At 68.5% G+C, this 26,883-nt stretch carries 23 protein-coding genes; 18 read left to right on the forward strand and 5 right to left on the reverse strand.

Features of this window, described 5'->3' with window-relative positions; translation table 11 throughout:
- The first annotated feature begins 8 nt into the window (after positions 1–8).
- Together BLW83_RS05645 and BLW83_RS05650 are read left to right on the forward strand one after the other, a co-directional pair.
- Positions 9–620, forward strand: coding sequence for a TetR/AcrR family transcriptional regulator (locus BLW83_RS05645; protein WP_090846494.1), 612 nt, complete (start codon positions 9–11; stop codon positions 618–620).
- A gap of 98 nt (positions 621–718) precedes the next feature.
- Positions 719–1,135, forward strand: a complete 417-nt coding sequence (locus BLW83_RS05650; RefSeq protein WP_090846496.1) for a DUF2852 domain-containing protein — start codon at positions 719–721, stop codon at positions 1,133–1,135.
- A 65-nt stretch (positions 1,136–1,200) separates the two neighbouring features.
- Here the strand turns inward: BLW83_RS05650 and BLW83_RS05655 are convergent, their stop codons facing one another.
- Positions 1,201–2,562 carry a glutamate--cysteine ligase gene (locus tag BLW83_RS05655; RefSeq protein WP_090846498.1) on the reverse strand — a complete coding sequence of 454 codons (1,362 nt, stop codon included), beginning with the start codon at positions 2,560–2,562 and terminating at the stop codon, positions 1,201–1,203.
- Positions 2,563–2,733: 171 nt separating this feature from the next.
- Here BLW83_RS05655 and BLW83_RS05660 point away from each other — a divergent pair, with 171 nt between their 5' ends.
- From BLW83_RS05660 to pgi, 4 genes are all read left to right on the forward strand, one after another.
- Positions 2,734–3,282 (forward strand): RSP_2648 family PIN domain-containing protein, encoded by a 549-nt coding sequence (locus tag BLW83_RS05660; protein WP_090847497.1) that lies wholly within the window; start codon positions 2,734–2,736, stop codon positions 3,280–3,282.
- A 96-nt stretch (positions 3,283–3,378) separates the two neighbouring features.
- On the forward strand, positions 3,379–4,827 hold the full coding sequence (gene zwf, locus BLW83_RS05665) for a glucose-6-phosphate dehydrogenase (RefSeq protein WP_090846500.1): 1,449 nt from the start codon (positions 3,379–3,381) through the stop codon (positions 4,825–4,827).
- A gap of 43 nt (positions 4,828–4,870) precedes the next feature.
- Positions 4,871–5,539: a 6-phosphogluconolactonase gene (pgl, locus tag BLW83_RS05670; RefSeq protein WP_090846503.1), complete on the forward strand. Its 669-nt coding sequence runs from the start codon at positions 4,871–4,873 to the stop codon at positions 5,537–5,539.
- Between the two features lie 43 nt (positions 5,540–5,582).
- Positions 5,583–7,223 (forward strand): glucose-6-phosphate isomerase, encoded by a 1,641-nt coding sequence (gene pgi, locus BLW83_RS05675; protein WP_090846505.1) that lies wholly within the window; start codon positions 5,583–5,585, stop codon positions 7,221–7,223.
- Positions 7,224–7,290: 67 nt separating this feature from the next.
- Here pgi and BLW83_RS05680 read toward each other — a convergent pair whose 3' ends face one another.
- Together BLW83_RS05680 and BLW83_RS05685 are read right to left on the reverse strand one after the other, a co-directional pair.
- The gene (locus tag BLW83_RS05680) at positions 7,291–8,262 is read right to left on the reverse strand and encodes an alpha/beta fold hydrolase (RefSeq protein WP_090846507.1); all 972 of its coding nucleotides are present in this window, start codon (positions 8,260–8,262) and stop codon (positions 7,291–7,293) included.
- 14 nt (positions 8,263–8,276) lie between these two features.
- Positions 8,277–8,561, reverse strand: coding sequence for an SCP2 sterol-binding domain-containing protein (locus BLW83_RS05685; RefSeq protein WP_090846509.1), 285 nt, complete (start codon positions 8,559–8,561; stop codon positions 8,277–8,279).
- A gap of 150 nt (positions 8,562–8,711) precedes the next feature.
- Here BLW83_RS05685 and BLW83_RS05690 point away from each other — a divergent pair, with 150 nt between their 5' ends.
- The 5 genes from BLW83_RS05690 to BLW83_RS05710 all read left to right on the forward strand — a co-directional run bounded on the left by BLW83_RS05690 (position 8,712) and on the right by BLW83_RS05710 (position 13,934).
- Complete coding sequence (locus BLW83_RS05690) at positions 8,712–9,173, forward strand: hypothetical protein (RefSeq protein WP_245728650.1); 462 nt, start codon at positions 8,712–8,714, stop codon at positions 9,171–9,173.
- 1 nt (position 9,174) lies between these two features.
- The gene (locus tag BLW83_RS05695) at positions 9,175–12,309 is read left to right on the forward strand and encodes a helicase-related protein (RefSeq protein ID WP_090846513.1); all 3,135 of its coding nucleotides are present in this window, start codon (positions 9,175–9,177) and stop codon (positions 12,307–12,309) included.
- Positions 12,310–12,334: 25 nt separating this feature from the next.
- Complete coding sequence (locus BLW83_RS05700) at positions 12,335–12,721, forward strand: RNA-binding S4 domain-containing protein (protein ID WP_090846515.1); 387 nt, start codon at positions 12,335–12,337, stop codon at positions 12,719–12,721.
- A gap of 55 nt (positions 12,722–12,776) precedes the next feature.
- Positions 12,777–13,115 (forward strand): ferredoxin FdxA, encoded by a 339-nt coding sequence (gene fdxA, locus BLW83_RS05705; RefSeq protein ID WP_090846517.1) that lies wholly within the window; start codon positions 12,777–12,779, stop codon positions 13,113–13,115.
- Positions 13,116–13,424: 309 nt separating this feature from the next.
- Positions 13,425–13,934, forward strand: coding sequence for a CarD family transcriptional regulator (locus BLW83_RS05710; RefSeq protein WP_090846520.1), 510 nt, complete (start codon positions 13,425–13,427; stop codon positions 13,932–13,934).
- A 155-nt stretch (positions 13,935–14,089) separates the two neighbouring features.
- Here the strand turns inward: BLW83_RS05710 and BLW83_RS05715 are convergent, their stop codons facing one another.
- Positions 14,090–15,475 (reverse strand): M20/M25/M40 family metallo-hydrolase, encoded by a 1,386-nt coding sequence (locus BLW83_RS05715; RefSeq protein WP_090846521.1) that lies wholly within the window; start codon positions 15,473–15,475, stop codon positions 14,090–14,092.
- Positions 15,476–15,652: 177 nt separating this feature from the next.
- On the opposite strand from BLW83_RS05715, the gene hemA reads away from it, so the two are divergent.
- From hemA to ispG, 3 genes are all read left to right on the forward strand, one after another.
- Positions 15,653–16,882 (forward strand): 5-aminolevulinate synthase, encoded by a 1,230-nt coding sequence (gene hemA / locus BLW83_RS05720; RefSeq protein ID WP_090846523.1) that lies wholly within the window; start codon positions 15,653–15,655, stop codon positions 16,880–16,882.
- A 118-nt stretch (positions 16,883–17,000) separates the two neighbouring features.
- Entirely contained in the window at positions 17,001–18,254 is a 1,254-nt protein-coding gene (locus BLW83_RS05725; protein ID WP_090846525.1) for a helix-turn-helix domain-containing protein, read from the forward strand.
- A 67-nt stretch (positions 18,255–18,321) separates the two neighbouring features.
- Entirely contained in the window at positions 18,322–19,443 is a 1,122-nt protein-coding gene (ispG, locus tag BLW83_RS05730) for a flavodoxin-dependent (E)-4-hydroxy-3-methylbut-2-enyl-diphosphate synthase (RefSeq protein ID WP_090846526.1), read from the forward strand.
- Positions 19,444–19,738: 295 nt separating this feature from the next.
- On the opposite strand, the gene BLW83_RS05735 is transcribed toward ispG, so the two are convergent.
- Positions 19,739–20,488, reverse strand: a complete 750-nt coding sequence (locus tag BLW83_RS05735) for a DsbA family protein (RefSeq protein WP_090846528.1) — start codon at positions 20,486–20,488, stop codon at positions 19,739–19,741.
- Positions 20,489–20,629: 141 nt separating this feature from the next.
- Between BLW83_RS05735 and BLW83_RS05740 the strand changes: the two genes are divergently transcribed.
- The 4 genes from BLW83_RS05740 (at position 20,630) to prfB (ending at position 26,812) form a co-directional block, all read left to right on the forward strand.
- A complete protein-coding gene (locus tag BLW83_RS05740; RefSeq protein WP_090846530.1) occupies positions 20,630–21,772 on the forward strand; it encodes a pyridoxal phosphate-dependent aminotransferase in 1,143 nt (380 codons plus the stop codon).
- A gap of 51 nt (positions 21,773–21,823) precedes the next feature.
- Positions 21,824–23,017: an N-acetylmuramoyl-L-alanine amidase family protein gene (locus tag BLW83_RS05745; RefSeq protein ID WP_245728697.1), complete on the forward strand. Its 1,194-nt coding sequence runs from the start codon at positions 21,824–21,826 to the stop codon at positions 23,015–23,017.
- Positions 23,018–23,092: 75 nt separating this feature from the next.
- Positions 23,093–25,585, forward strand: coding sequence for a penicillin-binding protein 1A (locus BLW83_RS05750; protein ID WP_090846532.1), 2,493 nt, complete (start codon positions 23,093–23,095; stop codon positions 25,583–25,585).
- A 99-nt stretch (positions 25,586–25,684) separates the two neighbouring features.
- Entirely contained in the window at positions 25,685–26,812 is a 1,128-nt protein-coding gene (gene prfB, locus BLW83_RS05755) for a peptide chain release factor 2 (RefSeq protein ID WP_090846534.1), read from the forward strand.
- The last annotated feature ends 71 nt before the right edge of the window (positions 26,813–26,883 follow it).

Raw genomic sequence — 26,883 nt, forward strand, 5'->3', positions numbered from 1 at the left:
CCCCGCCCATGGCCCGCGTCAGCTATCACCACGGCAATCTGCGGCAGGCGCTGGTCGATGCGACCGCGGCGCTGATCCAGCACAAGGGGCCGATGGCCTTTACCCTGGCCGAGGCTGCGCGTCAGGCCGGCGTCAGCGCCGCGGCGCCCTATCGCCATTTCGCCGGCCGCGACCAGCTGCTGGAGGAAGTGGCGCGGCAGGGGTTTCTTGAATTCGCGGCGCTGCTCGAATCGGCGTTCGACGGGGGCCGGCCCTCGGCGCTGTCGGCGTTCCTGCGCATGGGCGAGGCGTATCTGGGCTTTGCCGCCGCAAGGCCCGGGTTCTACATGGCGATGTTCGAATCGGGGCTGTCGATTGCCGGCAACGCCGATCTGGCCGCCGCCGCCGAGCGCGCCGAGCAGGCGCTGGTCCGCGCCGCCGAGGCGCTGTTCGCGCGCCTGCCCCCCGGCCGCCGCCCGCCCGCGACGATGGTTGCCAACCATGTCTGGGCGCTGTCGCACGGCGTGGTCGAGCTGTTTGGCCGTGGCCGCCCCGGCGCCCGCAGCCCCATCAGCGCGGCCGACATGCTGGAAAGCGGGGTGCTGATCTATCTGCGCGGGCTGGGCGTGATTCCTGAATAACCCTTGCGCGCAAAAAAAACGGGGCCGGGGATTGACGTCGAGGCGTCGCGCGCCACATTGTTAATGTGATTAACATTAACATGCCACGGAGCGCCCCGATGCCCCTTGCCTATAACCCCACCGCAACCCCGGTCGCGCCCGCCGACGGCTTTGTGCAGTCGGTCAAGCGGGTGCTGATGCAGGCCCGCGACTGGCTTGACGCCCGCGGCAAGCCCGCGTGGATCATCGCCATGATCCTGGGCTTTGTCGCCGCCTGGCCGGTCGGCCTTGCCATCCTGGGCTACATGATCTGGAGCAAACGCATGTTCGGAAACTGCACCCGCCGCCACGCCGGAACCGGCCGCGCCCATCGCGTCGAAAGCACCGGCAATGCCGCCTTTGACGCCTATCGCGACGAGACACTGAAGCGGCTCGAGGACGAACACGGCGCCTTTGTCGACTTTCTGCAGAAGCTGCGCGAGGCCCGCGACAAGGCCGAATTCGACCAGTTCATGGAAGAACGCCGCCAAGGCTGAGGGTCAGCCCCAGCCTGATCTTTGCGGGGTCCGTTCGATGCGGACCCCGTTTCAGTAAGCCCGTTTCAGTAAGCAGTATCGGCGTAGATGCGCGACAGCTCACCCTGCCATTCGCCGTGGTATTTCGCCAGCAGGTCGTCGGCCAGCGTCGCGCCGCGTTCCACCCGCTCGCGCAGCACGGTCAGAAAGCCGGTCTCGTCCGCGCCCCCCGCCAGCTGCCCGCGCGCCGCCAGCCCGGCTTCGGCCAAGCCCAGCACCTCGGCCGCCAGGTCGCGCAGTCGCAGCCCGTCATGTTCGCCGGCCAGCCCGTCGCGGGCGGCGGCGCGGCGCAGCCCCTCGCGCTGCTCGGCGGTCCAGCCGCGGATCAGGTCGCTGGCGGCGTCCAGCGCGCCCTGATCATAGGTCAGCCCCACCCACAGCGCCGGCAGCGCGTTCAGGTGGCTTAGCGGGCCGGCGTCGGCGCCGCGCATCTCGATGTATTTCTTGACCCGCGCCTCGGGGAACACGGTGGTCATGTGGTCGGCCCAGTCCGACAGCGTGGGGATTTCCCCCGGCAGCGCCGGCAGCCGCCCGTTCAGGAAATCGCGGAAGCTCTGCCCCAGCGCGTCGATGTATTTCCCGTCACGGAAAACGAAATACATCGGCACATCAAGCACATAATCTACCCAGCGCTCATACCCGAACCCGTCCTCGAACACAAAGGGCAACAGCCCCGTGCGCGCCTCGTCAAGGTTCTGCCAGATATGCGCGCGCCAGGATTTCATCCCGTTCATCTGCCCGTCCAGGAACGGAGAGCTGGCGAACAGCGCCGTCGCCACCGGCTGCAATGCCAGCGCCACCCGCAGCTTCTGCACCATGTCGGATTCGGACGCGAAATCCAGGTTCACCTGCACCGTGCAGGTCCGATACATCATCTGGGTGCCCAGCGTGCCGACCCGCTGCATATAGGGGGTCATCAGCGCATAGCGGCCCTTGGGCATCATCGGCATCTGGTCCTGCCGCCAGACCGGCGCCGCCCCCAGCCCCATGAAGCCGATGCCCAGCGGCTCGGCCACCGCCCTGACCTCGGCCAGATGCTGGCGGGTCTCGGCGTCGGTCTGGTGGATGTCGGACAGCGGCGCGCCCGACAGTTCCAGCTGCCCGCCGGGTTCCAGGCTGACATTGGCGCCGTCGCGTGACAGGCCGATCAGATGCCCGCTTTCGCGCAGCTCGGACCAGCCGAAGCGGTCGCGCAGCCCGTTGAGCATCGCCAGCACCGAGCGCTTGCCCTCATAGGGCAGCGGTTCCAGCGTATCGGTCAGAAAGCCGAATTTTTCGTGCTCGGTGCCGATGCGCCACGCATCGCGCGGTTTCTCGCCCGAGGCGATATAGTCGGCCAGCTCTTCGCGCCGTTCGATCGGGCCGCCGCCCTGCTGGGGAATGGACATGAAGGCCCTCACGAGGTCGTAATCCGGGGACAGGTGGCGCGGGGGTCCCGGATAGTCAAGCCGGCGCTTGGGTGTAAACCGGCGCGGAACGCCGGATTCGGGCGGGACGGGGGGCTTGCGGCGGGGCGGTGACGCGACGACATAGGCCGTGAAAGGCGGAATGAGGCGATGATCAGGGCGGTTCTGGATGCTTGTGTTCTTTATCCGACGGTGCTGCGGGAAATCCTGATTGGCACGGCGGATGCGGGGCTTTTTGCGCCGCGGTGGTCGGGGCGCATCCTTGCCGAATGGCGCCACGCCGCCGCGCGGCTGGGCGGTCAGCAGGCCGCCGTGGCCGGGGCCGAGATCGCGCTGCTGCGCCTTGCCCACCCCGAGGCGGAAATACCCGAACACCCCGGCCGCACCGCCGGCTATGACTGGCCCGACCCCGCCGACCGGCATGTCGTCGAAACCGCGCTGGCCGCGGGGGCAGGCGTGATCGTCACCGCCAATCTGCGCGATTTCCCGTCGCGCACGCTGTCGGCGCTGGGGCTGCGGGCGATCCATCCCGACCCGTTCCTGCTTGAGCTGTGGCGCGCTGACCCGGCCCCGGTCGCAGCCAGCGTCCGCGCCGCCCATGACCGCGCGCAGGCGCTGGGCGGGCCGGTGGCCTTGCGCGCGCTGATGGGCCGGGCGCGGCTGCCCCGGCTGGCCAAAGCGCTTGAGCGGGCGGCATCCTAGCCCCTGACAGGCAAGGCTTTGCCGCGCATCGGCAGGACGCTTGCCGCGTCGGCCCGCAGCCTCTACCACCTTATGACCAGTGCGAAAGGTTCCGCGATGGCATCGCGTCTGATCCAGGTCGATGATTTCGATCTCGTCATCTTCGGGGCGACCGGGGATCTTGCCCGTCGCAAGATCCTGCCCGCGCTGTTTCGCCGCCATGCCGCGGGGCAGTTTCCGCCCGATGCGCGCATCATCGGCGCTGCCCGCAGCCCGCTGGATGACGCGGCCTTTCGCAAGGACGTGGCCGCGGCGATCGCCGAATTCGACCCGCCCCGCGCGCAGTCGCCCGAACTGCCGGGGTTTCTTGAGCGGCTGTCCTATATCGCCATCGACGCCGGCGGGGATGCGGGCTGGCCCGATCTGGCCGCGCGGATGCGCAAGGGGGTGGTGCAGGCGTTCTACCTGTCGGTGGCGCCTTCGCTGTTTGGGGATATCGCGCGGCGGCTGGCGGACCACTCTGTCGCGGGGGCGGATGCGCGGATCGTCGCCGAAAAGCCGTTCGGCCGCGATCTCGACACCGCGCGGGCGCTGAACCGCACGCTGGTGCGGCATTTCGCGGAAGCGCAGATCTACCGGATCGACCATTACCTGGGCAAGGAAACCGTCCAGAACCTGATGGCGGTGCGTTTCGCCAACATGTTGTTCGAGCCGCTGTGGAACGCGCTTTACATCGACCATGTGCAGATCACCGTCGCGGAAACCGTGGGCGTGGCCGGGCGCGGCGCCTATTACGACCACGCCGGCGCCATGCGCGACATGGTGCAGAACCACCTGATGCAACTGGTCTGCCTGATCGCGATGGAGCCGCCCTGGCACTTTGACCCCGACGCGGTGCGCGACGAAAAGCTCAAGGTGATCCGGGCGCTGGAACCCGTGGCGCCCGCCGATGTGGTGCGCGGGCAATATGCGGCCGGGGCGGCGCCTTCCTATGCGCAGGACGTGGACAATCCGCACAGCCGCACCGAAAGCTTTGTCGCGCTGAAGCTGCGCATCGCCAACTGGCGCTGGCAGGGGGTGCCCTTTTACCTGCGCACCGGCAAGCGCCTGCTTGAGCGCAGCAGCGAAATCGCCGTGGTGTTCCGCGAGCCGCCGCATTCGATTTTCGACGATTCGGCCGGGCACAAGGCCAACCAGCTGGTGATCCGCCTGCAACCGAACGAAGGCATCAACCTCAAGGTGATGATCAAGGAACCCGGCCCCGGCGGCATGCGCCTGGTCGAGGTGCCGCTGGACATGAGCTTTGCCGAGGCGCTCGGCCCCGAGGGCGCCGACATGCCCGACGCCTATGAGCGGCTGATCACCGACGTGATCCGCGGCAACCAGACCCTGTTCATGCGCGGGGACGAGGTCGAGGCCGCCTGGGCCTGGATCGACCCGATCATCGCCTCCTGGGAAAACGGCTCGGCCCGCCCGGAACCCTATCAGCCCGGCAGCAGCGGCCCGGACGAGGCGCTGGCGCTGATGCACCGCGACGGCCGGCGCTGGCGCGAGATCCGCGCATGAGACACCAAGACAGGACCAAGACGCAGACTGGGGGCATGAGACCATGAAACTGATCGAGCATCCCGACCGCGAGGCGCTGACGCTGGCCGTGGCGCAGGACATCGCCGAATCGCTGGGCATGGCGCTGAAGACGCGCGAACGGGCGGTGCTGTGCCTGCCCGGCGGCTCGACCCCGGTGCCGGTTTACAAAGCGCTGGCGCCGGCACCGCTGGACTGGGGGCGGGTGGTGGTGGTGCCCGGCGACGAACGCTGGGTGGCGCCCGACCACAACCGCTCGAACGCGCGGCTGATCCGGCGCAACCTGATCGACGAGGGCGCGGCCGCGGAACTGGTGCCACTGTATACCGAGGGGCTGGGCCCCGACGCCGGCGCTGCCGCGGCGTCGGAACGGGTGGCGCCGCTGCTGCCGCTGTCGGTGCTGCTGCTGGGCATGGGCGAGGACATGCACACCGCCAGCCTGTTTCCGGGCGCCGCGGGGCTTGCCGCGGCGCTGGACCCCTCGGCGCCGCCGGTGCTGGCGATCACCGCCCCTGCCGTGCCCGAGCCGCGGGTGACGCTGACCCTGCCGGCGCTGATTTCAGCCACCGATGCGCTGCTGATGATCACCGGCCCGGAAAAGCGCGCGGCGCTGGAACGGGCCGCCTCGCTGCCGGTTGAGGATGCGCCGATAAGGGCCTTTCTCAAGGGGCTGCGGGTGCATTACGCGAAATAGGCCGCGGCCGCATTGGCCGGGCGACAGGTAACGAGTAGTAAGCATGACAGAGCTCTGGCAGCGGCTTGCCGCGCATCGGGCCGCGACCGAGGCCCGCCCGATCACCGCGCTGTTCGACGCGGACCCGCAGCGGGGGCGGCGCTGTGCGGTGGCGGCGGACGGGCTGTGGTTTGACTGGTCCAAGACCGCCATCGACGCGCCGGCGCTCGGGCTGCTGCTGGCGCTGGCCTCGGGCGTGGCTGCCCGGCGCGAGGCGATGTTTTCCGGCGCGCAGATCAACGAGACCGAGGGCCGCGCCGCGCTGCATGTGGCCCTGCGCGCGCTGGACGGGCCGATCATGGTTGACGGGCGCGACGTGCTGGCGGGTGTCCATGCCGCGCTGGAACGGATGCGGGGTTTTGCCCGCGCGGTGCGCGCGGGCCGGATCGCGGGGCAGGGCGGGCGCTATACCGATGTCGTCAACATCGGCATCGGGGGGTCCGATCTTGGGCCGGCGATGGCCGCGCTGGCGCTGGCGCCCTGGGCGGACGGGCCGCGGCTGCATTTCCTGTCGAATGTCGACGGCGCCGATGCCACCGACACGCTGCGCGGGCTGGACCCGAAAACCACGCTGGTGATCGTGGCCTCAAAGACCTTTACCACCGTCGAGACCATGACCAACGCCGACACCGTGCGGCGCTGGATGGCGGCCAGCGTTGCCCGCCCCGAGCGGCAGTTTGCCGCCGTGTCGACCGCGCCGGCGCGGACGGCGGATTTCGGCATCGACCCGCAGGCGGTGTTTGGTTTCGAGGACTGGGTGGGGGGTCGGTTTTCCGTCTGGGGTCCGGTCGGGCTGTCGCTGATGCTGGGGATCGGGCCCGAGCGTTTCGACGAGTTTCTGGCCGGCGGCCGCGCCATGGACGCGCATTTCCGCGCCGCGCCGCTGGCGGAAAACCTGGCCGTGATGCTGGCGCTGGTCGGGATCTGGCACCACCAGATCTGCGGTTACCCCACCCGCGCCGTGCTGCCCTATGCGCAGCGCCTGCGCCGCCTGCCGGCCTATCTGCAACAGCTGGAAATGGAATCGAACGGCAAGGGCGTCACCATGGACGGGCAGGCGCTGGCCCGGCCCTCGGGGCCGATCGTGTGGGGCGAGCCGGGGACCAACGGCCAGCACGCCTTTTTCCAGCTGCTGCATCAGGGCAGCGCGGTGGTGCCCTGCGAATTCATCGTGGCCGCGCGGGGCGAGGAGCCCGCGCTGGACCACCACCAGCGGCTGCTGATCGCCAATTGCCTGGCGCAATCGGGGGCGCTGCTGCGCGGCCGCGATCTGCCCGAGGCGCGCGCCATCGTCGCCGCCATGGGGCTGAGCGGCCCTGAGGCCGAACGTCAGGCCGCGCATCGGGTGTTTCCCGGCAACCGCCCCTCGACCACGCTGCTGATCCCGGCGCTGACCCCGTTCACGCTGGGGCAGTTGATTGCGCTGTATGAACACCGCGTATTTGTCGAGGGCGCGATCCTGGGGATCAACAGCTTTGACCAATGGGGGGTCGAGCTGGGCAAGGAACTGGCGGGCGAGGTGTTGCCCCTGCTTGAGGGCGAGGGCGGGGGCGGGGGCGAGGGCCAGGGCCAGGGCGGCGGGGGGGATCCCTCGACCCGCGCGCTGGTCGCGGAATTGCGGCGGATGCGGGGCGAGGGGGCGTAGCAGGGGGCTTTGCCCCCACCGGCCTATGGCCGGCCCCCCAGGATATTTGGATGATGAAGAAGCAGCCTCAGGCGGCGAACAGCTGTTCCACGGCGGCGAGGAATTGCGGGGCGGAGAGGTCGAACATCAGCTCGTGCCTTGCGCCGGGCAGTTCAAGCAGTTGCGCCTGCGGCCAGCTGGCGGCGCGGCGGCGGATTGCGGCTTGCGAGACCACGGCCTCGGCGCCGCCTACCCCGATCAGCGCCGGGATTTCGGGCGAGTTCATTGCGGCGAGCCGGGCCATTTCCGCCCGCGCGGCGGCGACCCAGCCATAGGTGGCGCCGCCCAGCGTCAGTTCCGGCCAGCTGCCGGCCTGCGCCAGCAGCCGCGCCCATTGCCGCGCGTCCGAAGTCAGCGCGTTGCCCCGGAACCTCGTGTCCAGCAGATAGTTGCCGCCGCCGCCCGTGCCCACCGCGGCGCGGCCGCTGTGGCCCAGCCGCCGCGCGGTTGCGGTCAGCGTGCTGATCACGCCCCCCGGCACCAGCGGGTGATGCAGCCCCCACATCGGGGCCGAGAACGCCGCCCGCGCCACCGGCAGCCCGTCCAGCAGCGCCGCCAGCCCGATGCAGCCGCCCATGGAATGCGCCAGCAGGTGCCACGGCCGCGCCAGTTCCAGCGATTCGGCGGTGCTGACCACGGCGGCGACATCGGCGCTGTAATCGGCGAAATCGCCGATATGTCCGGGGCGCCGGTCGGCGAGCAGCCGGTCGGACAGCCCCTGTCCACGCCAGTCGGGCGCGATCACCGCCAGCCCCTGCGCCGTCAGCCATGCGGCAATGGCGCCGTATTTTTCCAGATATTCGGTGCGGCCCTGAAACAGCAGCACCGTGCCGCGCGCCCTGCCCAATGCCGCGCCCTTGGGTAGCCACAGCCCCAGCCGCAGCCGCAGACCGTCGCTGGTGGAGGTCCAGAACGCCCGCCCGCCGCTGTCGGGTTCATCCGGCAGGCGGTGCAGGGGCGCGGCCGGGAACGGCAGCGGGGATGCGTCGGTTCCCGGCATGGTCGGCGTCCCGCTCAGGATAGCGCCGTGCCCAGCTTCATCGCCGTCGGCAGCGAGCCGTCGATTTTCAGCTTGCCGGTCATATAGGCCATGGTCGGGTTGGTCTCGCCGTTGAACAGCCCCTCGAAGGTGTCGCGGCTGGCGGTCAGCGTGACCTCGGCCTCACCATCGCCGGCGCGCACGCCCGATTCGTCGATCATGATCGTGCCGACATCCTCGATCACGAATTTCGCGGTGCCGTCGAACGAGGAAAGCCGCTCGGCCAGAACCTTGATGGCGCCTTCGATCACTGAACTCATCTGTCGCTGTCTCCTGTGCTGGCGCCGCGGCGCCCGAGTGTCTACATCGACCTTATGCGCGTGCCCAAGCCCCAGTTCCACCCTGTCGCCACGGCATTGATCGCGGCAATGTTGTCGGCAACGCCGCTGGCGGCTGAAAACCCGAAAGAAATGGATTCACTTTTCAACGAATTATCTGCGGCGGGTGACGGCTGGATGCGGGCGCAATCGGATATCGAGCGGATCTGGTCGCGGTCCGGATCAGCCGCGCTGGACCTGCTGCTGATGCGCGGCGAATCGGCGCTGGACGCGGGGGAGACGGCGGCGGCCATCGGGCATCTGACCGCGCTGACCGACCACGCGCCGGATTTCGCCGCCGGCTGGGCGGCACGGGCGGCGGCGTTCCAGATGGCGGGGCAGACCGGCCCGGCCATGGCGGACCTTGCCCGCGCGCTGCAACTGGAACCGCGGCACTGGCCCTCGATCACGCTGCTGGCGGCGATCCTTGAGGACAGCGGCGACAGCGCCCGGGCGCTGGCGGCCTATCGCGAAAGCCTGGGCGTCAACCCGCATCAGCCCGACGCGGCCGACGGCGCCGCGCGGCTGTCGGTGCCGCCGGGGCAGGGCGTCTGACATGGCGGGGCGCGTCACGGCCGTGCTGGGGCCGACCAACACCGGCAAGACCCATTACGCGATCGAGCGGATGCTTGCGCATCGCACCGGCGTTATCGGCCTGCCGCTGCGGCTGCTGGCGCGCGAGGTCTATGACCGCATCGTCAAGGCGCGCGGCCCCTCGGTCGTGGCGCTGATCACCGGCGAGGAACGCATCGTCCCCGAGCGTGCCGCCTATTGGGTCGCCACCACCGAGGCCATGCCCGAGGTGCTGGCCGATTTCGTCGCCATCGACGAGATCCAGCTATGCGCCGACCCGGAACGCGGCCATGTGTTCACCGACCGGCTGCTGCACATGCGCGGGCTGCATGAAACCCTGTTCCTTGGGTCCGACACCATGCGCCCCGCCATCGCCGCGCTGGTCCCCGAGGCGCATTTCATCCGGCGCGAGCGGTTTTCCACGCTCAGCTGGGCGGGGTCCAGGAAACTGTCGCGGATGCCCGCACGCTCGGCCATCGTGGGCTTTTCGGTCGATGATGTCTATGCGACGGCGGAACTGCTGCGCCGGCTCAAGGGTGGCTGTGCGGTGGTGATGGGGGCACTGTCGCCGCGCACCCGCAACGCGCAGGTGGCGATGTATCAGGCGGGCGAGGTCGATTATCTTGTCGCCACCGACGCCATCGGCATGGGGCTGAACCTTGACATCAGCCACGTCGCCTTTGAATCCACGCATAAATTCGACGGGCGCCGGATGCGGCCGCTGTTCCCGCACGAGCTGGGCCAGATCGCCGGCCGCGCCGGGCGGCACACCGAACCCGGCACTTTCGGCGTCACCGGCGAGGCGCGCGAACTGGACGAGGGGCTGATCGCCGCCATCGAGAACCACCGTTTCCAGCCGATCTCGCGGCTTGTCTGGCGCAACCCCGCGCTGGAATTCGGCACCCTCGACCGGCTGATCCAATCGCTGGAACGCCCCTCGGGCAGCGAATGGCTGGGCCGGGGGCGCGAGGCCGACGATCTCGCCGCGCTCAAGGTGTTGGCGGCGCAGCCGGAAATCCGCGACCGGGTGACGCATCCGCGCGATGTGCGGCTGCTGTGGGATGTCTGCCGGATCCCGGATTTCCGCGGCATTTCGCCCGCCGAACACACCACGCTGCTGACCCGGATCTATGGTTTCCTTCAGCAAGGCGGCATCCCCGGCGACTGGCTGGCCCGCGCCGTCGCCCGCATCGACCGCACCGGCGGCGACATCGACGCGATCAGCAAGCGGTTGGCGTATATCCGCACATGGACCTATGTGGCGCAGCGCAGCGGCTGGGTGCGCGACGAAGCCCATTGGCGCGGCGAGACGCGGGCTGTAGAAGACCGCCTGTCTGATGCGCTGCACGCGGCGCTGACGCAGCGATTCGTGGACCGGCGCACATCCGTGCTGCTGCGCCGGCTCAAGCAAAAGGAGAGCCTTGTGGCCGAGGTGAACGACAAGGGCGAAGTGACGGTCGAGGGCGAATTCGCCGGCCGTCTGGACGGGTTCCGCTTTCGGGCCGATCCCGCGGCCCAGGGCGACGAGGCAAGGATGCTGACCCGCGCCGCCTATGAGGCGCTGCGCCCCGAGTTCCATCTGCGCGCCGACCGCTTTTACAACGCGCCCGATACCGAGCTGGATTTTACCGAGCAGGGCGGGCTGATGTGGGGCGATTCGGCCGTCGGCAAGCTGGTCAAGGGCGCAGAGCCGCTGAAACCCTCGATCGAGGCGTTCGTGGACGAAGATGCGGGCGAGGATGTGGCCGAAAAGGTCCGCCGCCGCTTGCAGCATTTCATCGACCGCAAGATCGCCGCCGGGTTCGAACCGCTGCTGGCGATGCAGGCGGATGAAACGCTGGCCGGGCTGGCGCGCGGCGTGGCCTTTCGTCTGGTCGAGGCGCTGGGGGTCCAGCCGCGCGAAGCGGTGGCCGCCGACATCAAGGCGCTGGATCAGGACGCGCGCGGCAGCCTGCGCAAGCACGGGGTGCGTTTCGGCCAGTATACCATCTTTCAGCCGGCGCTGTTGAAGCCGGCGCCGACAAGGCTGCGGCTGTTGCTGTCGGCGCTGTGGGCGGGCGCGGATGAATTTCCCGAATCGCCGCCTCCGGGGTTGGTGACCATTCCGAACCTGCCCGATGTGCCGCGCGATTATTACACGCTGTCGGGCTATCACCCGGCCGGCGAGCGCGCGATCCGCATCGACATGCTGGAACGGCTGGCCGACATGCTGCGCGGTCAGGACAGCCGCGGCGGGTTCGAGGCCACGGCCGACATGCTGTCGATCACCGGCATGACGCTGGAACAATTCGCCGATCTGATGGGCGGGCTGGGCTATCGCGCCGACCGCGGCGAACGGGTCAAGGCCCGCGCCACCGCTGCGCCCGAGCCTGCCTCCGCGCCGGAAACGGCTGACGAGGGTGGCGATGCGCCGGTGACGGACGCGCCGCTGACCGAAGAGGAAAGCGTGCTGGCTGCCGAAACCCGTGCCCGCTGGGAAGCCGAGCAGGCCGAGAAACGCGCGGCCGAGGCCGAAGCCGAGGCGGCTGCCGCAGCCGAAGCCGAAGCGGCTGCCGAGGCCCAAGCGGCTACCGCAGCCGAAGCCGCGCCCGACGCTGCTGCCGAACCGGGGCAGGCGGCGCAGGACGAACAAGCCGACCTTGCCTCTGCGCCCGAGGCCGCGCGGGAACCGGGCGCCGCCGCCCAACCCTCCGACGCCGACCCCGCCGAAGCAACCACGCCGGACGCCGCCCCGGAAATGGAAGTGTTCTACAGCTTCACCTGGGCGCCGCGGCCTCGTGGCCCGCGCCGCGGGGCCGAGGGCGAGGGGCGCTTTCAGCGCCGGCCGCGCCGTGACGGTGCCGCCCCCGCCGCAGGCCAGCCCGACGGCGCGCGCGCCGACCGGTCGGACCGCCCGCGCGGCGGCCGCCGCCACGAAGGCGAGGACGGCCAGCCCCGCCCGCCGCGGCAGGGTAAACCCGGCGGCAAGCCGGGCGGCAAACCGAGGGGCGAGCGTCACGAGCACCGCGGCAAGGGCGGCAAGCCCGAACGCAGCTTCGAGGCCCGTCCCCCGCGCGACAAGCCGATGGACCCCGACAGCCCCTTTGCCATCCTTGCCGCGTTGAAGAACAAGACATGAGCTGCGGCCTGACGCAGGTGGGCTGATGGCGCGCAGGGGCGGTCGTCCGGGCAAGGGCGAGCCGCCGGAACCCTCGGACGCCATCCGGCTGGACCGCTGGCTTTTCCATGTGCGGGCCTTCAAGTCGCGCACCCTTGCGGCCGAACGCATCGCTGCGGGGGGCGTGCGGCTGAACGGCGCCCCCTGCCGCAAGCCCGGGCACGAGGTCAGGCCGGGCGATGTGGTGACCGTGGCCGCGCCCTCGGGGGTGCGCAGCCTGCTTGTGCTGGCCCCGGGCCTGCGCCGCGGCCCCGCCGCCGAGGCGCAGACCCTGTTCAAGGATCTGGACCGCGACGATCCGGCCCGCGACGATCTGGACCGCGACGACGGGGCGCATGACTCCCATGCGCCGGAAACCGGCGGGCCGGCTTGAACCCCTCGCGCGAAAGGCATAGTTGAGCCTCGCGAGTTCCCCCAAGAGGCTGACCATGACCTATGTCGTGACCGACAACTGCATCATGTGCAAATACACGGATTGCGTCGAGGTCTGTCCGGTTGACTGCTTCTACGAGGGTGAAAACACGCTGGTGATCCACCCGGACGAATGCATCGACTGCGGCGTCTGCGAACCCGAATGCCCCGCCGACGCCATACGCCCCGATACCGAGCCGGACATGGAACCCTGGGTCGAATTCAACCGGACCTATTCCGAGCAATGGCCGGTGATCACCCGCAAGAAAGACCCGCTGCCCACCGCCGAGGAAATGGACGGCGTGACCGGCAAGCTGGACAAATATTTCTCGCCCAATCCCGGCGAAGGGGACTGATCCCTGCCCGCATGGGCGCGCGCGGCTTTCCGGACCGCGCGCCCATGCGGCCATGGCGGCGGACAGCGGAACGTCGCGGGGCCGCCACGGGACGGCCGCGAATCGGCGCGGGAAAAAACCCTTCTAAAATGGGGTGATTCGTGATATGGGGTTGTCACATTGGCCGCGTCCATGACGCCGGCCAGCTGTTCTGCGCCCGGACCTCTGCCCCGTCCGGATGACCGATAACAATCATAGGGACCTCGGGAGGGCAATACCCTCCAGGGGTCTTTTTGCGCCGATCCGCGGCGTGATCTGGAAGGAAGCAAGATGTCGAAGTCCAAGAAGAACGAGTTCCGCCCCGACGATTTCGTGGTCTATCCCGCCCATGGCGTCGGCCGCATCGTGTCCATCGAAGAGCAAGAGGTCGCCGGCCTCAAGCTCGAGATGTTCGTGATCTCGTTCGAAAAGGACAAGATGACCCTGCGCGTCCCGACCGCCCGCGCGACCGAGATCGGGATGCGCGGCCTTGCCTCGCCCGATCTGGTGGACCGGGCGCTGGAAACGCTCAAGGGCAAGGCCCGCGTCAAGCGCGCGATGTGGTCGCGCCGCGCGCAGGAATATGAACAAAAAATCAACTCGGGCGACCTGCTGTCCATCGCCGAGGTGGTGCGCGACCTGCACCGCAGCGACGACCAGCGCGAACAATCCTATTCCGAGCGCCAGCTGTATGAGGCCGCGCTGGACCGCCTGACCCGCGAGGTCGCCGTCGTCAGCGGCATCGACGAGGGCGGCGCCCAGAAAAAGGTCGAATCGGTGCTGATGTCGCGCGCGGCGTGACAGCAGCCGGGGGGCGGCGGATGTTGCCCCTTTCATCTTGCTGAAAATATCCTTGGGGCTTCCGAGCGCCCGGAAAACAGTCCAATGGACTGTTTTCAGCGAGAAAGACCACGGCAGTGGTCGGGGGCGAAAAACCCCCGCCGCGGCCGCGCCGCCTATTCCAGCGCCGCCAGAATCCGCGCCCAGCTGCGCGCGCCTTTGGCAAAGCTTTCCACGTCGTATTTCTCGTTGGGCGAATGGATGCGGTCGTCGTCGCGGCCAAAGCCGATCAGCATCGAATCCATTCCCAGCAGCCGTTTGAAATCCCCCGCCACCGGGATCGAGCCGCCCGCGCCGATAAAGGCCGCCTCGCGCCCCCATTCCTCGGTCAGCGCCTGTCGCGCCGTGGCGAATGCGGGGTCCGAGATGTCCATGACGCTGGCCATCGAGCTGCCGTGGGGGTGGAACTCGACGGTGCAGTCATCGGGCAGGAAGCTGCGGATATGGGCGTGCAGCGCGGCGCGAATCGCGGCCGGATCCTGAGTGCCGACCAGCCGGCAGGACAGCTTGGCCCGCGCCTCGGCCGGCAGCACGGTCTTGAACCCGTCGCCGGCATAGCCCCCCGCGATTCCGTTGATTTCAAGGGTGGGGCGGTTCCAGACCATTTCCAGCCCGCTGCGCCCCGGCTCGCCGATGGGATGGCGCAGCCCGACCTGCGACAAAAAGTCGCCGGCATCGAACCCCAGCACGTCCCAATCCGCGCGCAGCGCGTCGGACAGCTCGGGCGCGCCGTCATAGAACCCGGGCAGCGTCACCCGCCCTTGCGTGTCCTTCAGCGCCGCCAGCGCGGTCACCAACACCTGCAACGGGTTCGCCGCCAGCCCGCCGAAACTGCCCGAATGCAGGTCGCGATCGGCGCCGCGGATCACGATTTCCTCGCCCAGCAGGCCGCGCAGCTGGGTGGTGATCGCGGGGCGGCCGTCGGCATACATGCCGGTGTCGCAGATCAGCGCAAGGCTCGCGCGCAGCCGCTCGGCGTTGTCGCGCAGGAACCCCGCAAGGCTGGGCGAGCCCGATTCCTCTTCGCCCTCGAACAGCAGGATCAGCCCGTCGGGCAGGGCGCCATGCACGGATTTCCATGCGCGGCACGCCTCGACAAAGGTCATCAGCTGGCCCTTGTCGTCCGCGGCGCCGCGGCCGCGGATCACCTTGCCGGACGATGTTTCCTCGACCGCGGGGTCAAAGGGGTCGCGGTCCCACAGCTCCAGCGGATCGACGGGCTGCACGTCGTAATGGCCATAAAACAGCAGACTGCGGCGCGTGCCCGCAGGGGTGCGGGCGACGACCATCGGATGGCCCGGCGTGGCTTCGACGGTGGCGGCAAATCCCAGTTCCGCCAGCTCGTCGCGCAGCCATTCGGCCGCCTCGCGCACCTGTCCCGCAAAGGCTGGGTCGGTGGAAATCGAGGGGATGCGCAGGAACCGCTTGAGCCGCTCGATGGCGGCGGGAAGCCCCCGGTCGAGGCTGTCCAGAACCTTGTCGAGCCGCGCGCTGCTTGCCATTTTCAGTCCTTTCCCGCAGATAGCTGTCCCGTCCGGGGCGATCTTTCGTCTCACCCGGGAATAAAGGGTGTATTTTCCTGCCATTGACCCTTATCAAAGACAGGCGACCCGCCGGCGACCATGATTGCCGCAGGCCCGTGACGCAAGCCCGCCGAATGGCAAGCAAGGAGCAAGCTGATGAACTACGATGCCGCACTCGATATGGCGCTGCAACGCCTGCATGACGAAGGTCGCTATCGCGTGTTCATCGATGTCGAGCGTCGCAAGGGGCAATATCCGCAGGCGGTGTGGACCCGTCCCGACGGCACGGAACAGGAAATCACCATCTGGTGCGGCAACGACTATCTGGGCATGGGCCAGCACCCGGCGGTCCTGGCCGCCATGCACGAGGCGCTGGACGCGACCGGCGCCGGCTCGGGCGGGACGCGCAATATTTCGGGCACCACGGTCTATCACAACCAGCTGGAGGCCGAGCTTGCCGATCTGCACGGCCAGGACGCCGCGCTGGTCTTTTCCAGCGCCTATATCGCCAACGACGCGACGCTTTCGACGCTGCGCAAGCTGTTTCCGGGCCTGATCATCTATTCGGACGAACTCAACCACGCCTCGATGATCGAGGGGATCAAGCGTTTCGACGGCGCCAAGCGCATTTTCCGCCACAACGACGTCGCCCATCTGCGCGAGCTGCTGGCCGCCGACGATCCCGCCGCGCCCAAGCTGATCGCCTTTGAATCGATCTATTCGATGGACGGTGATTTCGCCCCCATCGCGGAAATCTGCGATCTTGCCCGTGAATTCAACGCGCTGACCTATCTGGACGAGGTTCACGCGGTGGGGATGTATGGCCCCCGCGGCGGCGGCGTGGCCGAGCGCGAAGGGCTGGTCGATCGCATCGACATCTTCAACGGCACGCTGGGCAAGGCGTTCGGCGTGTTCGGCGGCTATATCGCGGCCTCGGCCAAGATGTGCGACGCCATCCGCTCCTATGCGCCGGGGTTCATCTTTACCACCTCGCTTCCGCCGGCCGTGGCAGCGGGCGCCGCGACCGCCATCGCGCTGCTCAAGACCGACGAGGGGCAGAAGCTGCGCGACACCCAGCAGCTTTATGCACGGATCCTCAAGATGCGCCTGCGCGGGCTGGGCCTGCCCATCGACGACCGCGGCAGCCACATCGTCCCGGTCCATGTCGGCAACCCGGTCCACTGCAAGATGCTGTCGGACATGCTGCTGGAAGAATTCGGCATCTATGTGCAGCCGATCAACTTTCCCACGGTTCCGCGCGGGACCGAGCGGCTGCGCTTTACCCCCTCGCCGGTGCATGACCCCAAGCAGATCGAGCGGCTGGTCCAGGCGATGGATGCGCTGTGGTCACGCTGTGCGCTGAATCGTGCGCATGCGGTAGCCTGACCCCCAAGAAGTGGTGTCGCCCCTCTCGTCAGCGTGATAACCTTGTTTTAAGAAAATCGCGCCAGATTCGCATGGCACAGGCAGCGAATCAGTGACGTCTAGAATGGGGCAGGCAGCAATGATCGGGACGAGGACGCCCGGAACGCCGGACGATTCCGTCAACGGGCGGAATCCGGCTCCGGGTTTCGATGATTTCGAAATGCGTCTTGGCGACGTCATGCGTGGCGAACGCGCCACCATGGGCAAATCGCTGCTGGACGTGCAGCGCGAGTTGCGCATCCGCGCCTCATATGTCGCGGCGATCGAAAACAGCGACCTGTCGGCCTTTGACGCGCCCAGCTTCGTGTCGGGCTATGTGCGGTCCTATGCGCGCTATCTGGGCATGGATCAGGACTGGGTGTTCCGCCGTTTCTGCGAGGAATCGGGGTTCCAGCCGGTTCACGGGATGGCCCCTGCCGCCGCCGGTCCCAAGCCGACCCGCCGTCCCTCGGACCCGGCCGAGGCGCTGGCCAACCCGCGCGCCCTGTTCATCCCGCAGCCGGAAAGCTTCTGGTCCTCGATCGAGCCGCGGGCCATCGGCTCGGTGCTGGTCATGGGGGCGCTGGCGTTGGGGCTGGGATATGGCGGCTGGGCGGTGCTGCAAGAGGTGCAGAAGGTCAACCTGACCCCCTCGGACCAGGCGCCGGCGGTGATCGCGGCGCTGGACCCGGTGCAAGAGGCCGCGCCCGCGGGCGTGGCGGATGCGGGCGCGGTCGATCTGCCGCAGCCCGAATCGATGGATCGCATCTATCGCCCCCGCGCGCTTGAGGTGCCGGTGCTGACCCCGCGCGACACCCCCATCGCCGCGATCGACCCGGGCTTGCCCGACCCCGCCGATGCGACGCCGCAGGCGCAGCCGGGGACGACCGATCTCGTGCTGGCGCCCACGCTGCCGTTGACCCTGCCCGCCGCGCAGGTGCCGGGCGCGCAGACCGTGGCCGAGGCGCCTTTGGTGCGCACCCTCGGCCCCGAGGCCCCGCAGGTGGAAATCCTCGCCACGCGCCCGGCATGGGTGCGGGTCAGCGCCGCCGATGGTTCGGTGCTGCTGGAAAAGACGCTGGACGCGGGCGAACGCTTCGTGCTGCCGGCCAGCGAACAGCCGCCGCTGCTGCGGACCGGCAACTCGGGGGCGGTGTATTTCGCGGTGAACGGGCAGACCTATGGCCCGGCCGCGCCCGGTCCGCAGGTGGTGCGCAACATCGAGCTGTCGCCCGACGCGCTGACCGACAAGTTCGCGCTGGCCGATCCGGCCGCCGACCCGGCGCTGGAAACGATGTTCGCGGTGGCATCGGTCGCCCCTCTGGGCGGGGACGAATCGCCGGCCGACGAATAGCGGGCTGCCGGTTGCTCTGACCGGGCCAAGCGCCTATCTGTGGCGGCGACAGCCGAAAGGTCCAGCGATGACGCATAACCCGATCCGCCCCTGGCGCAATATCCAGCGCCGCCGGTCACGGCAGATCATGGTCGGCGCGGTCCCGGTCGGGGGCGATGCTCCGATCAGCGTGCAGACCATGACCAACACCGATTCCTCGGACGTGCGCGCCACGCTGGCGCAGGTGATCGCCGCCGCGGATGCGGGCGCCGACATCGTGCGCATCTCGACCCCAGACGAGGATTCGACCCGCGCGCTGCGCGAGATCACCCGCGAAAGCCCGGTGCCGATCGTGGCCGACATCCATTTCCACTATCGCCGCGCCATCGAGGCCGCCCAGGCCGGCGCTGCCTGCCTGCGCATCAACCCCGGCAATATCGGCGAGCCGGCGCGGGTGCGCGAGGTGGTGCAGGCCGCCCGCGACCACGGCTGCTCGATCCGCATCGGGGTGAACGCGGGCAGCCTCGAACGGCACCTGCTGGAAAAATACGGCGAGCCTTGCCCCGATGCGATGGTGGAAAGCGGGCTCGACCACATCAAGCTGCTGCAAGACAACGACTTCCACGAATTCAAGATCAGCGTGAAAGCCTCGGACGTGTTCCTGGCCGCCGCAGCCTATCAGGCGCTGGCCGAGGCCACCGACGCGCCCATCCATCTGGGCATCACCGAGGCCGGCAGCCTGCGGGGCGGCACGGTGAAATCGGCGGTTGGCATGGGCAACCTGCTCTGGGCCGGGATCGGCGACACCATCCGCGTGTCGCTGTCCGCCGACCCGGTGGAAGAGGTGCGCGTCGGCTACGAGATCCTGAAATCTCTGGGGCTGCGCACCCGCGGTGTGCAGATCATTTCCTGCCCCAGCTGCGCGCGGCAGGGGTTCGACGTGATCAAGACCGTGGAAATCCTTGAACAGCGGCTGGAACACATCAAGACCCCGATGAGCCTGTCGATCATCGGTTGCGTGGTGAACGGGCCGGGCGAGGCGCTGATGACCGACATCGGCTTTACCGGCGGCGGCGCCGGCAGCGGCATGGTCTATCTGGCCGGCAAGCAGGACCACAAGATGACCAACGACCGGATGATCGACCATATCGTCGAACTGGTCGAACGCCGCGCCGAACAGCTGTCCCGCGCCGCTGAAGCAGCCGAGTAACCCCGGGCGGCGCTGTGTCCTCAGGGGGGCTGTGTCCTCAGGGGGCTTTCCGCCCCCTCTGGCGCCCCGTTCCGGGTCGCCATTCACCCCCGAGGATATTTGCCAACCGCCCGAAAGGGCACACCCCCGCCACAGGGACGGGGGCGGCTTTCGGTCGGTGCGGTCATCGGCGTCCCCGCCTGTACCGCAATACCGACATTGCACCTAAAAGCTGAAGATTCGGTTAACGGGCTTCGGGCGGTCACAAATATCCCGCGGGGGTCCGGGGGCGCGAAGCCCCCGGTGCGGCGGCGCCTCAGCCTGCCTCGGCCCGGATGGTCTCGATCACTGCCGCCAGCCCGGCCGTCGGAACCCCGCGCAGCAGTTCCGGGCCGATCACAAAGGTCGGCGTGCCCATGATCTGCATCCGCTCGGCCAGCTGGCGGTTCTGGCGGATTTCCGAGGACACCTCCTCGGTGTTCATTCGCTGCACGATCGCCTGCGCATCCAGCCCCAGATCCGCAGACAGCGCGCCCAGAGTCTCGATCGTCACGCCCCCGCGCAATTCGTAAAGCCGGTCATGCGCCGCTTTATAGGCGTCGCCGCCCGCGATCTGGCGCACCGCGATGGCATAGCGCGAGGCCAGGTCGCTTTCCTGCCCGAGGATCGGAAACTCCTTGAGAATCAGTCGGATATCCCCGTCCTCGGCCACCACCTTGTCCAGCTCCGGCGCGCTGCGGCGGCAATAGCCGCAGCGATAGTCGATGAATTCGACGATGGTCAGCGCGCCCTCGGGGTTGCCGCCGATCCAGGAATACCCGTCCTCGAACAGCGCGGCGCTGTTGGCCTCGACCAGCAGCTTGTCGTTTTCGGCCTCGGCCTCGATGCGGCGCGATTCCATCGCGTTGATCGCCTCGACCAGCACCTGCGGGTTGTCCATGATATAGCCGCGCACCGCCTCGCCAAAGGCCTCGCGCTCGGTCTCGGTCATGTTCGCGGGGTCAAAGGCGGCTGCGGGCGAGGCCAGCAGCATCGCCAGCGCGGCAGCGGTCATCAGCGGTTTCATCGTCGATCCTTTCGGCTGTCGCGGGCATTTGCCCCGCCGGGGCGCGATCTGTCCACCCCTTGCGGGCGGACTCGCCGTCTCTTGACCGGGGTCGGGGGCGGGGCCAAAAGGGCGCCAAGCAAAAACAGGGGGCGCAGTCGGATGCGGCAATCGCAGCGGGGTCAGGTCGACCCCTTCATCGTCATGGACGTGATGGAGGCCGCCGCCCGTGCCGAGGCGCAAGGCCGCCGCATCGTGCATATGGAGGTCGGCCAGCCCTCGACCCCCGCCCCCCGCGCGGCGCTGGATGCGCTGGGGCAGGCGCTGTCGCAGCCCTTGGGCTATACGATTCCGCTGGGTATGCCGGAGTTGCGCGCCGCCATCGCCGGGCTTTACCGGCGCTGGTATGGGATCGACCTGGACCCCGCGCGGGTGGTGGTGACGCCGGGGTCGTCGGGGGCCTTCGTGCTGGCGTTTTCGGCGCTGTTCGATGCCGGCGACCGGGTGGCGGTGGGCGAGCCGGGCTATCCCAGCTATCGCCAGATCCTGCGCGCCATGTCGGTGCAGCCGGTGGGGATGCAGACCCGCGCCGAAAACCGCTATCAGCCGGTGCCGGGGGATATTCCCGATGATGTGCAGGGGGTGATGATCGCCTCGCCCGGGAACCCCTCGGGGACGATGCTGGACCGCGACGCGCTGGCGGCGCTGGTCGCGCGCACGCAGGATATCGGCGCGGCGCTGATCTCGGACGAGATCTATCACGGGCTGGATTACGGCGCCCGCCCGGTCAGCGCGCTTGAGCTGACCGACGATGTGGTGGTAATCAACAGCTTTTCCAAATATTTCAGCATGACCGGCTGGCGGGTCGGCTGGATGGTGGTCCCGCCCGATATGGTGCGCACCATCGGCCGGCTGGTTGCGAATATGTTCATCTGCGCCCCCCACGCCAGCCAGGTGGCGGCACTGGCCGCGCTGTCGCCTGAGGCCGATGCCGAGGCGCAGGAAAATCTGGCCGTTTATGCGCATAACCGACAGCTGATGCTGGACCGTCTGCCGGCGATGGGGTTCGACCGCATCGCGCCTCCGGACGGGGCGTTTTATATCTATGCCGATGTGTCGGCGCTGACCGATGACAGCCGGGCGCTGGCGGCAGAAATACTTGACCGCGCGGGCGTTGCGGTCACGCCGGGGCTGGATTTCGACCCGATCCGCGGGGCAGGGACGCTGCGGCTGTCCTATGCGCAATCCACCGCCGAGATCACCGAGGGGCTGGACCGGCTGGCGGATTTCATGGCCCGGCGCTGAGCCATGCGGGCCTTGCGCCTTGTGGCGGTTTTGCTGACGGGATTGCTAGCGGTGGCTGTGCCGGCGCTGGCGGATATGGCGCAGGTCGATCCGGGCCGCGTCATGCTGGGGTTCGAGGGCAGGGACCGCGGGCGGCCGCGCCCGATTGCGCTGGCCATCGGGCTGTCGCAGGCCGTTCCCTATGCGGTCGCGGTGATCGACGCGCCGCCCCGGCTGGTGGTCGACCTGCGCGACACCGGGATTCCGTCGGCCCGGCCGCCGGGGGCCGAGCCGCTGGCGCTGCGCTGGGGGCCGGGGCCGCAAGGGGGGGCGCGGGCGGTGCTGACCCTGCCGGGGCCGATGAATCTGGAAACAGCGCAGATGACCGCCGGCGCGTCGCCCGCGCTGTCGTTGCGGCTGGTGCCGGTCAAGCCCGCCGATTTCCGCCCTCGCCGCGACAGCCTGACCGTGCTGCGCGGCCTGCCCGAGCCGTCTGCGACCGCGCCTGCGGTGGTCGCGGGCAAGCGGCTGCTTGTGGTGCTGGACCCCGGCCATGGCGGCATCGACCCCGGCGCGCAGGTCGGCGAGCTGTCCGAGGCCAGGCTGATGCTGGATTTCGCCCGCGAACTTGCCGCCGTGCTGCGCGAGCGCGGCATCGAGGTGGTGCTGACGCGCGAGGATGACAGCTTTGTCCCGCTTGAGGCGCGGACCTCGGTTGCGCGGGCCAGGGGGGCGGATCTGTTCATCTCGCTGCATGCCGATGCGCTGCCGGCGGGGCAGGCGGCGGGGGCGGCGATCTATACCTGGGACGCACGCTCGAACGACCGGGCGGCGCGGCAGCTGGTGCTGCTGCACGACCGCAGCGACATGCTGGCCGGGCTGGACCTGTCGGGCACCGACGAGGATGTCAGCCGGGCGCTGTTCGATCTTGCCCGGCTGGACACCCAGCCCCGCAGCGCCGATGCGGCGCGACAACTGGTCGCGCGGCTGGATGCGGCGGGCGTGGACATGCACCGGGTGCCGATCCGCGGCGCGGCATTTTCGGTGCTGAAATCGCCCGACATCCCGTCGGTGCTGATCGAGCTGGGGTTCCTGACCGACCCCGACGACCGGGCCAATCTGCTGGACCCCGGCTGGCGCAGCCGGGTGGCCGGGGCGCTGGCGGATGGCGTCGTGGACTGGACGCCCAAGGGGATGGCGCCGAAAGCCTCCGATGATGCGCCCGACAATACGCCCGACAGCGACGCGCGGTTCTTGCCGCAATGACGCAACCGCGCTTTGATCCGGGCGCGACAGGCGGTATAGGAAACCCTCTGCTTGGGTAGATGGTGGGCCTGTCGTTTGATCCGTTTCGTCCTGAATTTCGTCGGTGCGATCTTTTCGTGGTTCGTCACGGCGGCGCTGTTCGTCGCGCTGGGGATCGGCGGGATCTTCTGGATCTATGCCCGCGATCTGCCCAGCCACGAGGCGCTGGCCAGCTACGCCCCCAAGACCATCAGCCGCATCTATTCCGGCGAGGGCCGGCTGATCGACGAATTCGCCGAGGAACGGCGCATCTTTGTCCCCATCGACGACATTCCCGATCTGGTGAAACAGGCGTTCATCTCGGCCGAGGACAAGAATTTCTATACCCACCACGGCTATGATCCGCGCAGCATGGTCAGCGCGGCGGTGCAGGCGGTGCAGACCCGGGGCGCCAGCGTGCGCGGGGCCTCGACCATCACCCAGCAGGTGATGAAGAATTTCCTGCTTGATTCGTCGCGCAGCGTGGAACGCAAGGTGCGCGAGCTGATCCTGGCCACGCGGATCGAGAACACGCTGAGCAAGGACCAGATCCTTGAACTTTACCTAAATGAAATCTTCCTGGGGCAGAACAGCTCGGGCGTGGCGGCAGCGGCGCAAAGCTATTTCAACAAGCCCCTGACCGAGCTTGCCCCGCACGAGGCCGCGATGCTGGCGGCGATGCCGCAGGCGCCCTCGCGGTCGGTGGTGCGCGACAAGGACCGCATCACCGAACGGCGCAACTATGTGCTGCGCGAGATGTGGCAAAACGGCTATCTGACCGAGGAACAGCAGCGCGCCGAATCGGCGCAGCCGCTGCGGACCGTGCAGAACGGCGATTTCCCCGCATTCCGCAACAGCCTGCCTCCGCGCGGCTATTTCACCGACGAAATCCGCCGCCAGCTGTCGGTGCAGTTCGGCGAGGATGAATTCTTTGGCGGCGGGTTGCAGATCCGCGCCACCGTCGATCCGCAGATGCAGGACATCGCGGCGCGTTCGTTGCAGGATGCGCTGGAACGCTATGACCGCGGGCTTGGCCTGTGGCGCGGCACCGGCCTGACCATCCCGCCCGAGGAATTGGAATCCGAGGATCTGTGGCGCTCGGCCCTGTCGCGCGCCCGCGTGCCCCGCGACATCGAGGGCTGGCACCCCGCGGTGGTGCTGGATCTGACCGCGACCGACGCCGTGATCGGGATCGAGGGTGTCCCGCAGGGCGACGAGCCGCATCTGATCCCCGCGCGTGACGTGCAATGGGCGCGCAAGATGCTGCCCGGCACGCAGCGGGCGCCGCAGGCCAAGGTGGCCTCGGACCTGCTGGCGGTGGGCGAGGTGGTGCTGGTCCGGCAGATGACCGACGACAACACCGGCGCCTTTATCCGCTGGACGCTGCGGCAGGTGCCGCGGGTGCAGGGCGGGTTCATGGCGATGGACGTGAACACCGGCCGCGTGGTCGCGATGCAGGGGGGCTTCAGCTATCAAAGCTCGGTCTTCAACCGCGCGACGCAGGCGATGCGGCAGCCGGGGTCGTCCTTCAAGCCGTTCGTCTATGCGGCGGCGCTGGACAAGGGCTATACCCCCGCCACCATCGTGGCCGATGAACCGATCACCCTGAACACGCCGCAGGGGATGTGGACCCCCAAGAACGCCGGCGGCGGGTTTTACGGCCCCACGCCGCTGCGCACCGGGATCGAGCAGTCGCGCAACCTGATGACCATCCGCATCGCGCAGGACATCGGCATGGAAACCGTCGCCGCCTATGCGGAACGGTTCGGCGTCTACAACCGGCTGTCGCCATTCCTGGCCAACAGCCTTGGCGCGCAGGAAACCACCCTGTTCAAGATGGTCGCGGCCTATGCCATGTTCGCCAACGGCGGCGAGCGGGTGGAGCCCACGCTGGTCGACCGCGTGCAGGACCGCCGCGGCCGCACCGTCTATCGCCACGACCGCCGCGTCTGCACCACCTGCGACATGGGCAGCCTGCCGGCCGGGCAGGCGCCGGTGATCGCGTCGGACCGAGAACGGGTGATGGACGCGGTGACCGCCTATCAGCTGACCTCGATGCTGCAAGGCGCGGTGCAGCGCGGCTCGGGCAAGGGGGTCAGCATCCCGGTGCCGGTGGCGGGCAAGACCGGGACCACCAACGACGCCAAGGACGTGTGGTTCGTCGGCTTTACCTCGAACCTGGTGGCGGGCTGCTATATCGGCTTTGACGAGCCGCGCAGCCTAGGGGCGAACGCCTATGGCGGCACCATGTGCGTGCCGGTGTTCAACGCCTTCATGCGGCAGGCGGTCAAGCAATACGGCGGCACGGCGTTCAAGGTGCCGCCGGGCGGGTATTTCGCCGATGTGTCCTATGGAAAATACACCATCGCCGAATATTTCCGCAACGGCACCACCGCCAGCGATTATGTGATCGACGGCGGTTTCGGCCGCAAGCAAAGCACGGATGTGACCGAGACCTCGGACAAGGCGGTGACCACCTCGACCGGCCAGCGCAAGGTGATCCCGAAAAAGGCCGATTACGGCAGCATGAGCTCGGGCGGGCTATATTAGGGCGGCGGCAGCGGCGTGGTCGTTGCGCTTGTGCCGGCGGCGCGGTCGCGGTATCAGCCGCTTTCATCTGAATTGCCGTTCGCCTGTCAGGGACCGCCCATGCGTGCCGAAACCCAAGCCACCGTCGAGTCCATCCGCAAGTCGCTGGGCCTGCTTGCGCAGCGCATGGACTGGACCACCGCGCCGCATCGGCTGGAAGAAATGAACGCGATGATCGAGGACGGCGACCTGTGGTCCGATCCGGCCCGCGCGCAAAAGCTGATGCGCGACCGCCAGATCCTGTCGGACAAGGTGGAAACCTATCGCCGTCTGGACCAGGATCTGCGCGACAGCGTCGAGCTGATCGAACTGGGCGAGGCCGAGGACGACGCCGAGATCGTCGCCGACGCCGAGGCCACGCTGAAATCCCTGGCCGAGACCGCCGCGCAAAAGGAACTTGAGGCCCTGCTGGACGGCGAGGCCGACAGCAACGACAGCTTCATCGAAATCCACGCCGGCGCCGGCGGCACCGAAAGCTGCGACTGGGCCGCGATCCTTGCGCGCATGTATACCCGCTGGGCCGAGAAAAAGGGCTATAAGGTCGAGCTGCAATCCGAGACCGCGGGCGACGAGGCCGGCATCCGCTCGGTCACCTACAAGATTTCGGGGCCGAACGCCTATGGCTGGCTGAAATCAGAATCGGGCGTGCACCGGCTGGTGCGGATCAGCCCCTTTGACAGCTCGGCGCGGCGGCATACCTCGTTCTGCTCGGTCTGGGTCTATCCGGTGGTCGACGACAATATCGAGATCATCATCCCCGACAACGAGATCAGGATCGACACCTATCGGTCCTCGGGCGCGGGCGGACAGCACGTCAACACCACCGATTCGGCGGTGCGCATCACCCACCTGCCGACGAATATCGTCGTCACCAGCAGCATGAAATCGCAGCACCAGAACCGCGAGATCGCGATGAACGCGCTGCGCTCGCGGCTGTATCAGCTGGAACTGGACCGCCGCAACGCCGCGATCAACGCCGCCCATGATTCCAAGGGCGATGCCGGCTGGGGCAACCAGATCCGGTCTTACGTCCTGCAACCCTATCAGATGGTGAAAGACCTGCGCACCGGGTTCGAGACCTCGGACACGCAAGGGGTGCTGGACGGCGATCTTGACGGGCTGATGGCCGCGACGCTGGCGATGGATGTGTCGGGCAAGACCCGGTCCGAGGCGAACTCGGACGACTGATCGCCGGCGCCTGCGGGGTTTTCCACCCCCGGCCACTGTGCCGTGGCCTGTTTCGGTGAAAACGGCCCACC

Source organism: Paracoccus alkenifer, from assembly GCF_900108405.1.
In the GTDB taxonomy this organism is placed as follows: domain Bacteria; phylum Pseudomonadota; class Alphaproteobacteria; order Rhodobacterales; family Rhodobacteraceae; genus Paracoccus; species Paracoccus alkenifer.